Source organism: Pseudoalteromonas luteoviolacea, from assembly GCF_001750165.1.
GTDB lineage: Bacteria > Pseudomonadota > Gammaproteobacteria > Enterobacterales > Alteromonadaceae > Pseudoalteromonas > Pseudoalteromonas luteoviolacea_G.
Genome location: NZ_CP015412.1, coordinates 933061 through 947936 on the forward strand (window position 1 = coordinate 933061; position 14876 = coordinate 947936).

Sequence of the window (14876 nt, forward strand, 5' to 3'; positions counted from 1 at the left end):
TTTACAAATTTAAGGATGAAGATGAGTCAAGAAGCGCTAACAGAAGAAGAGATTAGAGAGCAGCAGCTGGAAGCAATGCGCTTGAGAAGTAGCAATGTTTCAAAATACACAGATTTAGGCTTTTATTATTTAGATTTATCAAAAGAGTATTTGCATCATAGTAACTATGAAGACCGTTTGGCTATGGCTGCAAAACTTAATGGTTGTGGATTTAAAGTAGCAAAACCCTTCAAAAGACCATTTAGTGATAGAGAACATACTGATGAATTCCATCATATTGGCGATTGTGATGGACAAGTGGTGGCTTTGCGCAGAGCACCCGGCATTTGGCTTGTTTGTTTTTTTCTTTCTCTTTTTGGATTTTTTGGGGGGTTTGGCTTTTTTGTTTTTGGACTAATTACTGGGCCCGCTTGGTGGATTTTGGCAGGTATAGCATTATTTATTATCGGCCCTTGGTTGACTTATAAATTATGGGAACAGCTGGATTGGTTAGACAGAATTGAGTTTAACCGCCATACCGGACTTGTACGCACCTCACATACTTTGTTGCGACGGCCATTTTATGTCCCGATTGAAGATGTTGAAATGTGTGAAGGGCCAATCATTCAAGCGGCGAGAGGTGGAGGTGAGATGGGAACGGGTGGCTTAGTATTGACTAAGTACCCAGCTAAATTTTGGTGGCGGCCAACCATTGCTACTTTTGGGGGAATGGAAAGAGATCATTGGACAGCCATTTTGAAGTTTATGGATATTAATGAGCCGATACATCGAGATGTACATATATCAATAGAAGAGCATTATAAAAAAGATAAAAACGCTATGGGCACGGGCCCTTTTCCTGAAGTGATGAAAAAGTATATTGATCCAGAAGACAAGCAAGTAAGCCGCTGGAAGGTTTGGTAGCGGGCTCGATTACATGATGAACTCCAAAGAAGAGTTGTCAAATGACAATACAAAAAGCTCGAAAATAGATGGAGAGACACGGCAAGAATACAAAAAAAGTACTGAGCAAATTAGGGCTGAGGTGGAAGAACTGGAGAGAAATGCCACAGGTGAAGACAAAGAATATTTTGAGTTACTGGAAGTAAGGAGAAAGAATCGTGTTTCTTATCGAAAATCTAACGTTTTTTACGAAGACGTGCCAAAAGGCCACCTCCATCACCAGACATATGAGCAACGTCTTGCAAAAGCTGCACAGTTAAACGGCTGTGGGTTTAAAGAAGCTAAGCCATTTAAAAAGCCGTTTTCATCGCGGGAGCACCATGGTACGGATAATCACATTGGCTGGTGCGATGGACAAATTGTTGTGATCCGCAGAGCACCATTTTGGGGCGGGTTTTGTTTTTTATGGTGCCTCCTATTTATGTATATGGGGATTTATGGTGTTGTTAATATAGTCTTTGTTTGGGATTTTTCGTACTCACATTTAATCCCCGTGAGTATATTAGGTCCCATGGCGGTCTACAAAGTCTGGGAGTGGGGGGCATGGATAGATAAAATCGAATTTAATCGCCACACCGGATTGGTGCGTATGCCTTTTTCATTTCTGAGACGACGTTTTTATGTGCCAATTGAAGACATAGAGCTGTGTGAAGGCCCTGTGGTACAAGCCGCAAGAGGCGGCGGAGAAATGGCCACAGGCAGCCTAGTGTTAACCAAATACCCTAAGCGTTACTGGTTTAGGCCAACCATTACGGTATTTGGTGGGATGGAGCAAGAGCATTGGGCCAGCATTGTAAGGTTTATGGATATTTCTCAGCCAATACATCGTAATATACATAGAACAATTGAAGACCATTTTCGTGATAATAAAAATGCCATGGGCACAGGCCCGTTTCCTGAATCAATGAAAAAGTACTTGGATGCAGAGGATAAGCAGATAAACCGATTTGAGGTTTGGTAGCAAATAACGGAGATTTACAAATTTAAGGATGAAGATTAGTCAAGAAGCGCAAACAGAAGAAGCATGCCAACAAGCGTATAAACAAATTTACGATGAGATTGATAAGCGAGCAGATAACGTTAAAAAATACAAAGCTCAGCAAATCTATTATACAGAGTTATCGAAAGCGCATTTGCATGAGAAAAGCTACGAGGAACGTTTGGCATTGGCATCATCATTAAATGGTTGTGAGTTCAAAACTGCTAAGCCTTATAAAAAAGCTTTCTCCTCAAGGGTACATACTGACCATTTTCATCACATTGGAAATTGTGATGGACAAGTATTGGCTTTGCGCAGGGCGCCCGGAATTTGGCTTATTTGTTTATTCCTTTCCGTTCTTTTTTTCCCCGCAGGGCTTGGTTTTTTCTTTGAGGGAGTATTCCATGGCCCTAATTGGTTAATGCCAGCTGCGTTAGTGCTTTTTTGTATTGGCCCTTGGCTGACTTATAAATTATGGGAACAGCTGGACTGGTTAGACAAGATTGAGTTTAACCGCCATACCGGACTTGTGCGCACCTCACATACTTTATTGCGACGGCCATTTTATGTCCCGATTGAAGATGTTGAAATGTGTGAAGGGCCAATCATTCAAGCGGCGAGAGGTGGAGGTGAGATGGGAACGGGTGGCTTAGTATTGACTAAGTACCCAGCTAAATTTTGGTGGCGGCCAACCATTGCTACTTTTGGGGGAATGGAAAGAGATCATTGGACAGCCATTTTGAAGTTTATGGATATCAATGAGCCGATACATGAAGACGTACATGAATCAATAGAAAAGCATTACAAAAAAGATAAAAACGCCATGGGCACAGGCCCGTTTCCTGAAGTGATGAAAAAGTATATTGATCCAGAAGACAAGCAAGTAAGCCGCTGGAATGTATGGTAGTTAGAAACCGTAAAAATACACTTCAACTAAAGTAGAAGCTTTTTGAATGAAAAAGCACCAGTAGTATTTTATAGATCAAGGAAAAGATCGGATGACAAGTACAGCTCCCACTAGCGTCAATGAGCAAGGCGCTTATCGCGAATTGGTGTTTGAAGGCTATGCCAGTGACTCAGAGCAAGTCTCATTGATGATCAAAGATTACAGCGAAGATCAGGCTAAAACCGGTTTTTATAAAATTCCACTGGGCTTTGCCAACACCACACAAAACAATAACAACGCCGATGTTGAGTTGGTGTACATTTACCCCTTGTGTGAGTGCACCCCAGATGGCGCCGCTGAGCGCAAACTAACGAACTTAAGACCCGGATATTTATACATTTATGTGGACGGTCACTTATGGCGCGAGCTGGAAGTCACAGAGCACGAAGAAGAAGACATTTCTTATTTTAAAGATGTGAACCTCGCGTACCAAAAAGGCCCGCAAGCGTGGCGCATTGATGAGCACGGCCAAGTTGGTGAGCGCGTGGCAACGGGTGAGCAGCTCAAGCAAGTTTTGGTGCCCAATAAATTGTATGGTCAGCCATGCCGAGTAGAAATTGCATTCAGTGAAACTCAGTGGTGCTGGCGGCAAATTGAAGCCTTTGGCGGCATGAGCGAAAACGATCCGCGCTTAAACTATGGGCCAAGCGTAAAGCCGGGCACCAATGATGACGCCGCCAGCGAGCGCCGCAGACAACGTATGCAAGTGCTTGATAAATTGGGTAACTATGCACAAGGCTACAGCAATGATGAGGCGCCACAGCACATCCCGCTACCGCGTATGCCAAAAAATGGCCTGCACCGCCCGGTATTAAAAGACCCAATCGGCGTAGCCCGTTATCTTGCCGCTGAAATCGTCTCAGAGCGTAAAAACATCCAGCAATTGTCGATGGAGTCTATCAAAGGCGCGCCCCTCACCCCAGATGATTTTGAAGACTTTGCACCAGAGCAAAAAAACATTTCTAAACATGTGCTGGCGACCACCATTCAGTCGCAGTTTTTTGCGTTTCCCAATACCACCCAGCAAAAAGTGGACCTTGGCATGTCGGTCTCTGAGCATGAGCAAGACATGGCACAAAACTACAAAAGCTGGGTGCGCGCTGGTTTTTCAAAGTATGAGTTTAGACGCTACTTAAAAACCGAACAGGCACTGACCTCTGCCCGCGCCATCAATGTGCAAAAGTCATTTGGCTTTGACCATATCACCCGCGAAGACGAGCCAATGAGTTTTTATCAAGCGGTGAAGGACTATGGCTATTACGAAGATGTAAGACGTAACTTTGTGTATGAGCTGATAAGCGATGTCACCGCGCCTTACACTGATCTCACCAAAACCTTAATTGAAAGCTTTTTAGTACATGACTCAGATTTTACGGCTGCCAAGCAAATAGACGAAGAGGACATGGGCCAAGAGCTGATGTTAAAAGTACTAGGCACGCATCCCCTAGATACTGAAAACGCAGCCAACAGTTTAAAGCTGACCGCGCTGATGTATCCTAAAAAGACCGGCACTGCATTGAGCGATTATGAGTGCGCACGCAGAGAAAGCAGTGACCCATTTGATACGGTTTTTTCAGTTGAATTACAGCAACAAATTCAGCAAGACATAGACGAAGGCTTAATGTCTGGCGAGCAGCGCGAATTTTGGCGCCGTGCTTCGCAAATGATTTGGGGGGTGCTGGCGATTAGTTTTTCAGTTCCCACTAGTTACTATGCAATGGGAGGCGCTGGTGCGGATATAAAAGCCAGTGCTAAAAATCGCAATGAGTTAGAGCAGCAGCTAAAAGACCAAACGCAGGAGCTGGAGCGTGAAATAAACAGCTTGGAGCAAAATATTGCCAGTAAAAACAAGCAAATTAGCGAGCAAGAGCGGGTGAGAGCTCAAGTATATGCGGAGATGAAAAAAGTAGCAGGGGCTGACCCCAAAGCCGTCGAGTCTCAAAATGAGTTTTTAAAGCAGCAAATACAAGCTCGTATTGAAGAGCTTGAAGCCCATAAGCGCAATCATGCACGGGCGAAATCACAATTAATTAAATCTCGTCAAGGTCTTAAAAATCTAGAGGCGCATTTCGAGTACTTTACCACAATGCAGTTTCATACTATCGAAAAGCCCATGAGCTTATATGACAGGTTTCAGCATTTGGCCAGTGTGCTCACAGGAGATTTACTGGAAGAAGTTGATATTGACGTTAATGACTATTACAACGGAAAGTTACCAGACGGTAAGTTACCGCTTAATTTTCAAGACAAAGCAAAACGGGCACAAGCGCAGCTAGAAAAACTCGCGCGAGCAACCGAAGAATTTGATGATGAATATCATAAATCAAATCAAAGCGTTGCTGAGGCAGATTTAGTGATAGACGACCAACATACAGTAAAAAGCCGACTTGACCACATCATCACGTTAGATGGTTCGCTAGATGAAGTACTTAGGCTCATCGATAAAAACCAAGTAGAGGCCCGGGTAGGCATAAAGCGATTGCAAAAAACTATGCTGATGATAGATGAAAATGCGATTTCAGATTTGAGAACTGAACGAGACAATCAGCAAGAAACTTTAGATAAAAGAAGAGAAAGCCAATTTGAAAGCAAATGGAACCTAGAAGGCCTAGCTCACGAAAATGAAGCGTTAAATAATATGGCTAATAAGCGTATTAGCCCAGAGGTATTTAATCGCGCACTCAATGGCACCTTGGCCTTTGTGAGTATTTTTGAGGTGATCAATGCGTTTAAAGTGCTGACAGACAAAAACGCCAGTGGGTTGAGTAAAACTTCGGCGGTGTTAGATTTGTTTGATATTGGAGTTAATGTTGGCCTTAACATAGTCGAGAGAAGAGCAGGCCTCCCCTCACCCAAGCAATGTTATGCTCTGCTCAGAAATAAACCTGTGCCACCGAGTGCGCTTTCAAAGCGGTTTTGGTGGATGTCCCAAATGAAGGCCAAAGCTGTTTTCGTTTTAGCAGGCAATGTATTTACGTTTTTGGCCGGCGCAGTCAGTACCTATGTGTCTTTTTATGAGATGAGTAAGGCAATGCGACGGGGAGATAATTCGCAGTTTATTGGTCATGGCCTGATGATGCTTGGTTTTGCTGGCATGACGACCTCTGCTGCACTGGGTGTTGGGGTACTTACGATTAAAGCATTACAGACAGCGGCCATTGCTGCCTGTATATCTGGGTTGGCTATTTTTGGTTTGGTTCTTTTATTGATAGGCGCTGGGGTTGTGTGGGTATTTGCTGAAAAGCCCATTGAAGGGTGGTTAGAAGCATGTCATTGGGGGAATGGACGTACACGCTTTAAAGATGACGAAAGCAACGACTCTACTGCTAGAGCGTCGCAGTGGAAGGACAAACCTGAATTGGCTTTGTTAGATTTATACAGTGCTTTATATGGACCTAAATTAGAGATAGCCAATGACCCAAGGATGCAATATGTGCGCTACAAATTTTACGCGCCAATGGTACACCCCATTAACGGTGCAAGGGTAAAACTGATGTGGCGGCGAACGACAGGGCCTGATAAGGAATTTAAAGTACTCACTTATCATCAATTGAGTAAGTTAATGTCAAAAATTACGTTACTTCCAGCTCGGAAAGGTTGGCATTTTGATGTGAGTTATTACCGTATAAGGCAGGTTTTAGGGCTGCCTTATAACAGCAGTATTGAGCTCAAGGGAGAATACAAAGTATATCCGCAAGGGGAAGGCGCTAAATTGGTTGAGGGGACTGAAACAGAGTTTATGCTGCCGTCGTATGTCAAACGCCAAGCAGAATCATTCTGGGAGTCTTTTTTTGGCGAGGGTGAGTATGAACAAACTCAAGGGGGGATGTATTTACAAGAGGTATTTTTACGTCCTTCAAATCCTCGTTAGGTATTAATCGAATAAGGATTATTATGTCTCTAAATAAAAGTGAGAAACCAGTCAAATCTATCGAAGAAATGCTCGATGAATATGAAAAAGAAAAAGCAGCTGCAACAGGTGAAGAGAGAAAAAAGTTTGATCGAATTGAGAAAAGAAGTGCGAATAGGCGTAAATATGTAGCTCAAGGTTTATATGACGAAGAATTATCAAAGCAGCATTTACATCATCAAAGTTACGAGGAGCGTTTAGCTAAAGCTGCCGAACTTAATGGTTGTGATTTCAAAAAATCAAACTTGAAAAATGAAGCATTTGTTTCTCGAGAGCACACAGATATAGATCACCATATCGGCTGGTGCGATGGACAAGTGGTTGGTATAAGAAGAGCCCCAGGTATTTGGTTAGTATGTCTATTAATTGGCTGTATCTTGTTCATATGCGGTGGCGCCGCATTGCTCTTTGGTATTACATCAGGTCCTATTTGGTTAATTATTTTTACGCCCTTAGCCATTGCAGGGCCTTGGTTTGCGGATCAAGTATTATGGAAAAACCTAGATTGGTTAGACAAAATAGAGTTTAACCGCCATACGGGGCTGGTTCGCACATCCCATACTTTATTAAGGCGCCCTTTTTATATCCCCATAGAGGATATTGAGCTGTGCCAAGGACCGGTTGTAAAAAATGCCCGTGGAAGTGGTGAGATACCCACAGGCAGTCTCGTACTTACAAAATATCCTGCGAAGTTTTGGTGGCGCCCTTCTCTTGTTATTTTAGGTGGGATGGAAAAAGATCACTGGACAGCCATTATAAAGTTTATGGATATAAGCCAGCCAATACATATGGATGTTCACACAACCATAGAAGAGCATTTTCGTGATAATAAAAACGCCATGGGTACTGGCCCGTTTCCTGAATCAATGAAAAAGTACTTGGATGCAGAGGATAAGCAGATCAACCGATTTGAGGTTTGGTAGCGGTTTTGATGCCAAACCAAAAGGATTGAGTTTTAATAGCGAAAGGAAAGCCAGGGTCCCACAAAAATGGTTTAACTTCCTAGTACGGTAAATTTGCGGGCTTAATTATACTACTGATCGGAGCGGGTATCGCATGGGCATTTTCGGAACATCAAGCGTCGGGACAGTCAAGTACCAGCTTTTTGCGCCCATGGTAAACAAAAAAAATGGTGCTGATGTCCGAATGTACTGGAGGAATATCAGTCAAGGGGAGCAAACATTTAAACGCATAACTGATCATCAAATTAGCTTGCTAACCTCGGAAATAGAAATTTTTCCAGGTAGAACAGGATGGCAATTTAGCACCACATATACCAAGTTAGAACAGGTACTCGGTTTGGCACACAATCAAGAAATTGAATTTAAAGCAGAGTTTGTGACTTTCCCTTATGGAAAAGGCGCCAAGATTCTAGAGCATACTAAGCAAGAATATGCATTGCCTATAAGAGTGAAAAAAGAATATGACAGTTTGTGGCAACAGATAAGAGACAAGCCAAAGCCAATTCAAGAGTTTCAAGGTGGTATATATGTTAAAAAGGTATTTTTAATGTCTGACTTTCCAGTCATACATTGATTTTCTCTCGATTAAGGTGAAATTAGTATTAACTGGGGTAATAAGGCAAAGTAAATTATGAGTGCTAAAAAAAGTATCGAGCAAATTAGAGCTGATATGGAAGAGCAGAAAAAAAATGCTACAGGTGACGAGAAAGCAATTTTTGAGTTACTGGAACTAAGGAGAAAGAATCGTGTTTCTTATCGAAAATCTAACGTTTTTTACGAAGACGTGCCAAAAGACCACCTTCATCATCAGACATATGAGCAACGTCTTGCAAAAGCTGCACAGTTAAATGGCTGCGAGTTTAAAGAAGCTAAGCCATTTAAAAAGCCGTTTTCATCGCGGGAGCACCATGGCACGGATAACAGATCATTGGACAGCCATTTTGAAGTTTATGGATATCAATGAGCCGATACATGAAGACGTACATGAATCAATAGAAGAGCATTATAAAAAAGATAAAAACGCCATGGGTACGGGCCCTTTTCCTGAAGTGATGAAAAAGTATATTGATCCAGAAGACAAGCAAGTAAGCCGCTGGAAGGTTTGGTAGTTAGAAACCGTAAAAATACACTTCAACTAAAGTAGAAGCTTTTTGAATGAAAAAGCACCAGTAGTATTTTATAGATCAAGGAAAAGATCGGATGACAAGTACAGCTCCCACTAGCGTCAATGAGCAAGGCGCTTATCGCGAATTGGTGTTTGAAGGCTATGCCAGTGACTCAGAGCAAGTCTCATTGATGATCAAAGATTACAGCGAAGATCAGGCAAAAACTGGTTTTTATAAAATTCCGCTGGGCTTTGCCAACACCACACAAAACAATAACAACGCCGATGTTGAGTTGGTGTACATTTACCCCTTGTGTGAGTGCACCCCAGATGGCGCCGCTGAGCGCAAACTAACGAACTTAAGACCCGGATATTTATACATTTATGTGGACGGTCACTTATGGCGCGAGCTTGAAGTCACAGAGCACGAAGAAGAAGACATTTCTTATTTTAAAGATGTGAACCTCGCGTACCAAAAAGGCCCGCAAGCGTGGCGCATTGATGAGCACGGCCAAGTTGGTGAGCGCGTGGCAACGGGTGAGCAGCTCAAGCAAGTTTTGGTGCCCAATAAATTGTATGATCAGCCATGCCGAGTAGAAATTGCATTCAGTGAAACTCAGTGGTGCTGGCGACAAATTGAAGCCTTTGGCGGCATGAGCGAAAACGATCCGCGCTTAAACTATGGGCCAAGCGTAAAACCGGGCACCAATGATGACGCCGCCAGCGAGCGCCGTAGCCAACGTATGCAAGTGCTTGATAAATTAGGTAACTATGCACAAGGCTACAGCAATGATGAGGCGCCACAGCACATCCCACTACCGCGTATGCCAAAAAATGGCTTGCACCGCCCGGTATTAAAAGACCCAATCGGCGTAGCCCGTTATCTTGCCGCTGAAATCGTCTCAGAGCGTAAAAACATCCAGCAATTATCGATGGAGTCTATCAAAGGCGCGTCCCTCACCACCGATGATTTTGAAGACTTTGCACCAGAGCAAAAAAACATTTCTAAACATGTGCTGGCGACCACCATTCAGTCGCAGTTTTTTGCGTTTCCCAATACCACCCAGCAAAAAGTAGACCTTGGCATGTCGGTCTCTGAGCATGAGCAAGACATGGCACAAAACTACAAAAGCTGGGTGCGCGCTGGTTTTTCAAAGTATGAGTTTAGACGCTACTTAAAAACCGAACAGGCACTGACCTCTGCCCGCGCCATCAATGTGCAAAAGTCATTTGGCTTTGACCATATCACCCGCGAAGACGAGCCAATGAGCTTTTACCAAGCGGTGAAGGACTATGGCTATTACGAAGATGTAAGACGAAACTTTGTGTATGAGCTGATAAGCGATGTCACCGCGCCTTACACTGATCTCACCAAAACCTTAATTGAAAGCTTTTTAGTACATGACTCAGATTTTACGGCTGCCAAGCAAATCGACGATGAGGACATGGGCCAAGAGCTGATGTTAAAAGTGCTGGGCACGCACCCCTTAGATACTGAAAACGCAGCCAACAGTTTAAAGCTGACCGCGCTGATGTACCCGAAAAAGACCGGCACTGCATTGAGCGATTATGAGTGCGCGCGCAGAGAAAGCAGTGACCCATTCGATACAGTTTTTTCAGTTGAATTACAGCAACAAATTCAGCAAGACATAGACGAAGGCTTAATGTCTGGCGAGCAACGCGAATTTTGGCGCCGTGCTTCGCATGTGGTATGGGGCGTATTGGCTGTGAGTTTTTCAGTGCCAACCAGTTATTATGCAGCAGGGGGGTCTGGCAAAGATTTTAAAGCACACAGTGCTGATAGAAATACACAAGAAGAGAGGTTGAGATCGCAACGTTCAGAGATTCAAAAAGAAATAGACAACCTACACGACAGTATTGCATTGAAGCAACAGGAGATCAGTGCTAGGCAAGCTGCAAATGCACAAGTGCGTCAAGAGTTACAGTCTGGGCTATTTGGAGAGGGTAAATCAATACTAGATAGTATGGATCAGATTTTAGCTAACAGAATGGAAGAGTTAGAAGCGCTTCATGATAACCATAGTCGGGCGCGTGCTAGGCTGATCCGCACCAAGCAAAATTTAAAGCTGTTACACCAAAGCGGTGAGTATTATCAAGGTAGGTCGTTTCGAGATCTTTTATTACGTGAAGTGCCACACACTCGCTATATGCATTTAGCTAAAGTGATGACAGGCGATTTGCTGACAGAAATAGATATTGATGTTAACGATTATTACTCTAACAAATTACCTGATGGCAAAGTACCGCTTAACTTTTTAGATAAAGCCAAACGCGCCCAAGAGAGCTTGCTAAAGCTTGAACGGGCTGCAGAAGGGTTTGATAGTGCCTATGAGAGCCCGCAAACAGATCCTTTAGTAAAAGCAAAAATAGACGAATTTGCTTCTATTGAAGCGCGATTAGACCACATCCTAGAGCTGGATGGCTCTTTGGATGAAGTGCTTAAAGTGATGGAAAAACAGCAAGCTGATATAGAAGCTGGGCAAACACGAATTAAGAAAACTTTAGTAGTTATGGATTTGTCAGTTGTAGAAAGCTTGAAAGAAAAAATAAGAGATAACAGGAAGCAAATTAACACGGAAAAACTCACAAAGTTTGAAACAGCATGGAAACTTGATGGGTTGTCTCATGATAATGAAGCATTGGGTAAAATGGCCCAAATGAACATTAACCCTGCAACATTAGATGTGGTATTGAGAAACCTGTTACCTGTTGTTGCCATGCTAGAAGTCGCAAATTTTTTTAGTACATTAAGTGACCCTAATGCATCGACATTAGCAAAAGTATCAGCAGCTCTGGATGCTGTGGACATTATGGGTAATATTGGTCTAAATATGGTGGAAAGAAAAATAGGCCTGCCCTCACCAAAGCAGTGCTATGCAATCATACGAAGTAAAGCAGTCCCTCCAAGTGCGTTAACAAAGCGTTTTTGGTGGTCATCCCAATTAAAATTTAAAGTATATGGCTCACTGACGGTAAACGCATTGACCTTTGTTGCCAGTGCGGTCAGCACTTATGTCGCTTTTAGTAACATGATGTCAGCATATGAACGCGGCGATGACACACAAGCACTTTCCCAAGGCTTAATGATGACTGGGGCGGCGAGTATGACCTTATCATCCCTCTTCGGCATATTGGCTAAATCGAGTTTGGTATTTCAGAGTGCAGCGCTTGTGTCATTGGCTTCGGGGCTTGCGATTGCGGGCGTGATTATATTATTGATCGGAGCGGGTATCGCATGGGCATTTTCGGAAGAGCCGATAGAGGCTTGGCTGGAGGCTTGCCACTGGGGCAAAAGCAAGACTCGCTTCAAAAATGATGACAGTCATGATGCGACGATCCGTGCAGCCCAATGGGAGGAAAACCCAGAGTTGGCATTGCATGATTTATACAACACGCTCTATCGCCCCAATTTATCGATTACCTCTATCAATGTGATTGGCTCTGTGAAGTTTTCATTCAGCGTGCCTCTTTCATATCCAGAAAATGGCGCAAAATTGGTATTTATGTACAAAAAGCAAGGTGATGACGACTTTAGTATTTTATCAAGGTACCAAATTAGTCAAATGGTCGATACGATTGAACTCTATCCCAATCGCACTGGTTGGGAGTTTGTAACTGCCCCAATTTTAGTACAGCCCATTAGTAGAATTATGCTGCCTCAAGATAGCTCATTGGAGTTTGGTCTCCTAGTGCATCGTGAGGCCGTTCATAATTATAAATATCTAACCATTCATCTGTAATGTCACGAACCTGCTGAAGTGACTCAAACAGATATAAATCCAACACTTCTTCTCGATAGCTGCGATTAAATCGCTCAACAAAACCGTTCTGATATGGACTACCTGGTTCAATAAACTCAAGTTTTATGCACTGTTCTGCAGCCCAGCTATCTAAAGCATTTGACGTAAACTCAGGACCATTATCCACTCGAATTTGTTTTGGCTTTCCACGCCATGCTATGACCCGTTCTAGGACTCGGATAACTCGCTCAGCCGTGAGGCTTGTATCAACCTCAATGGCTAACGCTTGACGGTTGTAATCATCCAGCACATTCAGTGTTCTAAAACGATGTCCGTAGCTGAGCGCATCGCTCATAAAATCCATCGACCACGACTCATTATGTTTTCCCGGTGCGCTTAACGGCTTTGGTGTGCGTGTTGGTACACGGCGTTTTCCTTTTCGTCTAAGGTTAAGCTTGAGCATGTTATATACTCGCTCAACACGCTTTTTATTCCATACTTTGCCTTGATGTCTAAGTCGTTTAAACAGCTTAGGCATACCCCATCTAGGATGCCGCTCAACAAGCGTCAGCAAAGAATCAATCACATCATCATCCGACGGTCGCTTGCATTTATAGTAATAAACACTGCGACTCAAACCAGCTACGTCACAAGCAAATGCAACACTTACCTCAAATCTCGCACATAAATGCTCGACCCAAGCTCTGCGTCTACTCGTTTTTACAGCTTTTTTGAGATGATTTCCTCGAGCATTGAGTGTTTTAAACTGAGAGTCGCAAACATATCTTTTAGCTTGCGATTTTCATCTTCAAGCTCTTTTAAACGTTTTACATCAGAGGCTTCCATCCCACCATATTTAGAACGCCACTTATAAAATGTACTTTGACCAACACCATGTTTACGGCATATTTCCGGTACAGGCACACCTGATTCAGCTTCTTTGATCATGCCGACGATCTGTGTTTCAGTGAACTTACTTTTTCGCATCGTAAAATTTCCTTCTTATATTGATAGAAATTCTACTTATGAACTGTTTCAGTTTATGGGGGAGTTACAAGTTTACCACGACCTATTCAAGAATTAAGCATGCTTTAGGTGTTCAACAAGACATGAGACTTGAGTTTAAAGTGCTCTATGCTATTTACCCAAGAGGTGTAAGTGAGCCCATCATTCATGGTACTAAGCAAGAGTTTGTGTTGCCAATTCGCTTTAAACGTCATGCAGTTTCTAAGGTGGAGCAACTTCATGGTGGTTTAGCTATGAATGCTATTTATACTGAGCCATCGAGTCTTTTGGCACTATAAATGGCGAATAATTAGTAAATTAAGTTTAAAAGTTAGTTTAGTTGGTGAAGGGAAATGCAAGAAAATTCTGATGATTATATAAAGCAGTGGCGTGAAGAAAAGCTTAAAGATATTGAGTGTAGAGACGAAAATATCGGGAAATACCTTAAAAATAACGTTTATTTAGAAGATGTTCCAAATGATTGTTTGCACCATATGAATTATAAAGAGCGTCTAGAATTGGCATCAAGGTTAAATAATTGTGATTTCAAAATAGCTAAGCCCTATAAAAAGAAGTTTTTGTCACGGGAGCATACTGATCATGATTACCACATTGGAAATTGTGATGGACAAGTATTGGTTTTACGTAGAGCCCCTGGAATTTGGCTGGTTTGCATATTTCTTTCCGTTCTTTGCTTTCCCGCTGGACTTGGTTTTTTCTTTGAGGGGGTATTCCATGGACCGAATTGGCTAATGCCAGTTGCGTTAGCGCTTTTTTTTATTGGCCCTTGGTTGACTTATAAGTTATGGAAAAAGCTGGATTGGTTAGACAAGATTGAGTTTAACCGCCATACCGGACTTGTGCGAACCTCACATACCCTATTGCGACGGCCATTTTATGTTCCGATTGAAGACGTTGAAATGTGTGAAGGGCCAATCATTCAAGCGGCGAGAGGAGGAGGTGAAATGGCAACTGGCGGATTGGTATTGACTAAGTACCCAGCTAAGTTTTGGTGGCGGCCAACCATTGCCACGTTTGGGGGGATGGAAAAAGATCATTGGACAGCCATTCTCAAGTTTATGGATATTAATGAGCCTATACATGAAGACGTACATGAATCAATAGAAAAGCATTATAAAAAAAATAAAAACGCCATGGGCACAGGCCCGTTTCCGGAATCAATGAAAAAGTACTTGGATGCAGAGGATAAGCAGATAAACCGATTTGAGGTTTGGTAGCAAATAACGGAGATTTACAAATTTAAGG

General features: G+C 42.8%; 12 protein-coding genes. 11 read left to right on the forward strand and 1 reads right to left on the reverse strand.

Annotated features, from left to right (window positions below; translation table 11 throughout):
* Positions 1 to 21 precede the first annotated feature (21 nt).
* The 9 genes from S4054249_RS24255 to S4054249_RS24290 all read left to right on the forward strand — a co-directional run bounded on the left by S4054249_RS24255 (position 22) and on the right by S4054249_RS24290 (position 12605).
* The gene (locus tag S4054249_RS24255) at positions 22 to 903 is read left to right on the forward strand and encodes a hypothetical protein (RefSeq protein WP_081333503.1); all 882 of its coding nucleotides are present in this window, start codon (positions 22 to 24) and stop codon (positions 901 to 903) included.
* A 13-nt stretch (positions 904 to 916) separates the two neighbouring features.
* A complete protein-coding gene (locus tag S4054249_RS24260; RefSeq protein WP_145925131.1) occupies positions 917 to 1903 on the forward strand; it encodes a hypothetical protein in 987 nt (328 codons plus the stop codon).
* A gap of 28 nt (positions 1904 to 1931) precedes the next feature.
* The gene (locus S4054249_RS24265) at positions 1932 to 2828 is read left to right on the forward strand and encodes a hypothetical protein (RefSeq protein WP_069949124.1); all 897 of its coding nucleotides are present in this window, start codon (positions 1932 to 1934) and stop codon (positions 2826 to 2828) included.
* A gap of 91 nt (positions 2829 to 2919) precedes the next feature.
* Entirely contained in the window at positions 2920 to 6738 is a 3819-nt protein-coding gene (locus tag S4054249_RS24270; protein ID WP_069949125.1) for a toxin VasX, read from the forward strand.
* A 23-nt stretch (positions 6739 to 6761) separates the two neighbouring features.
* Positions 6762 to 7700, forward strand: a complete 939-nt coding sequence (locus tag S4054249_RS24275; RefSeq protein WP_081231491.1) for a hypothetical protein — start codon at positions 6762 to 6764, stop codon at positions 7698 to 7700.
* Between the two features lie 190 nt (positions 7701 to 7890).
* A complete protein-coding gene (locus S4054249_RS24280; protein WP_235611275.1) occupies positions 7891 to 8313 on the forward strand; it encodes a hypothetical protein in 423 nt (140 codons plus the stop codon).
* Between the two features lie 57 nt (positions 8314 to 8370).
* Positions 8371 to 8703: a hypothetical protein gene (locus S4054249_RS24285; protein WP_069949127.1), complete on the forward strand. Its 333-nt coding sequence runs from the start codon at positions 8371 to 8373 to the stop codon at positions 8701 to 8703.
* A complete protein-coding gene (locus tag S4054249_RS26750) occupies positions 8690 to 8848 on the forward strand; it encodes a hypothetical protein (protein ID WP_155523264.1) in 159 nt (52 codons plus the stop codon). The genes S4054249_RS24285 and S4054249_RS26750 overlap by 14 nt, the downstream gene beginning before the upstream one ends.
* A gap of 91 nt (positions 8849 to 8939) precedes the next feature.
* Positions 8940 to 12605, forward strand: a complete 3666-nt coding sequence (locus tag S4054249_RS24290) for a toxin VasX (protein ID WP_069949128.1) — start codon at positions 8940 to 8942, stop codon at positions 12603 to 12605.
* Here S4054249_RS24290 and S4054249_RS26245 read toward each other — a convergent pair.
* Positions 12514 to 13592, reverse strand: a protein-coding gene (locus S4054249_RS26245; RefSeq protein WP_145924990.1) for an IS3 family transposase whose coding sequence is annotated in 2 segments (ribosomal slippage) — positions 12514 to 13340 and positions 13340 to 13592 — 1080 coding nt in all. Because the reading frame shifts where the segments join, the coding sequence is not laid out codon by codon here. The two genes, S4054249_RS24290 and S4054249_RS26245, sit on opposite strands and share 92 nt — an antisense overlap.
* Positions 13593 to 13630: 38 nt before the next feature.
* Here S4054249_RS26245 and S4054249_RS24300 point away from each other — a divergent pair.
* Together S4054249_RS24300 and S4054249_RS24305 are read left to right on the forward strand one after the other, a co-directional pair.
* Positions 13631 to 13909, forward strand: coding sequence for a hypothetical protein (locus S4054249_RS24300; RefSeq protein WP_069949129.1), 279 nt, complete (start codon positions 13631 to 13633; stop codon positions 13907 to 13909).
* A gap of 54 nt (positions 13910 to 13963) precedes the next feature.
* Positions 13964 to 14848, forward strand: a complete 885-nt coding sequence (locus S4054249_RS24305) for a MerC domain-containing protein (protein WP_069949130.1) — start codon at positions 13964 to 13966, stop codon at positions 14846 to 14848.
* Positions 14849 to 14876 lie beyond the last annotated feature (28 nt).

Bases quoted from the DNA above. Each gene is read 5' to 3' on its own strand.
- S4054249_RS24300 (WP_069949129.1), top strand. From the start codon at position 13,631: ATGAACTGTTTCAGTTTATGGGGGAGTTACAAGTTTACCACGACCTAT.
- S4054249_RS24260 (WP_145925131.1), top strand. From the start codon at position 917: ATGATGAACTCCAAAGAAGAGTTGTCAAATGACAATACAAAAAGCTCG.
- S4054249_RS24255 (WP_081333503.1), top strand. From the start codon at position 22: ATGAGTCAAGAAGCGCTAACAGAAGAAGAGATTAGAGAGCAGCAGCTG.
- S4054249_RS24275 (WP_081231491.1), top strand. From the start codon at position 6,762: ATGTCTCTAAATAAAAGTGAGAAACCAGTCAAATCTATCGAAGAAATG.
- S4054249_RS24280 (WP_235611275.1), top strand. From the start codon at position 7,891: ATGGTAAACAAAAAAAATGGTGCTGATGTCCGAATGTACTGGAGGAAT.
- S4054249_RS24285 (WP_069949127.1), top strand. From the start codon at position 8,371: ATGAGTGCTAAAAAAAGTATCGAGCAAATTAGAGCTGATATGGAAGAG.
- S4054249_RS24290 (WP_069949128.1), top strand. From the start codon at position 8,940: ATGACAAGTACAGCTCCCACTAGCGTCAATGAGCAAGGCGCTTATCGC.
- S4054249_RS24305 (WP_069949130.1), top strand. From the start codon at position 13,964: ATGCAAGAAAATTCTGATGATTATATAAAGCAGTGGCGTGAAGAAAAG.
- S4054249_RS26750 (WP_155523264.1), top strand. From the start codon at position 8,690: ATGGATATCAATGAGCCGATACATGAAGACGTACATGAATCAATAGAA.
- S4054249_RS24270 (WP_069949125.1), top strand. From the start codon at position 2,920: ATGACAAGTACAGCTCCCACTAGCGTCAATGAGCAAGGCGCTTATCGC.
- S4054249_RS24265 (WP_069949124.1), top strand. From the start codon at position 1,932: ATGAAGATTAGTCAAGAAGCGCAAACAGAAGAAGCATGCCAACAAGCG.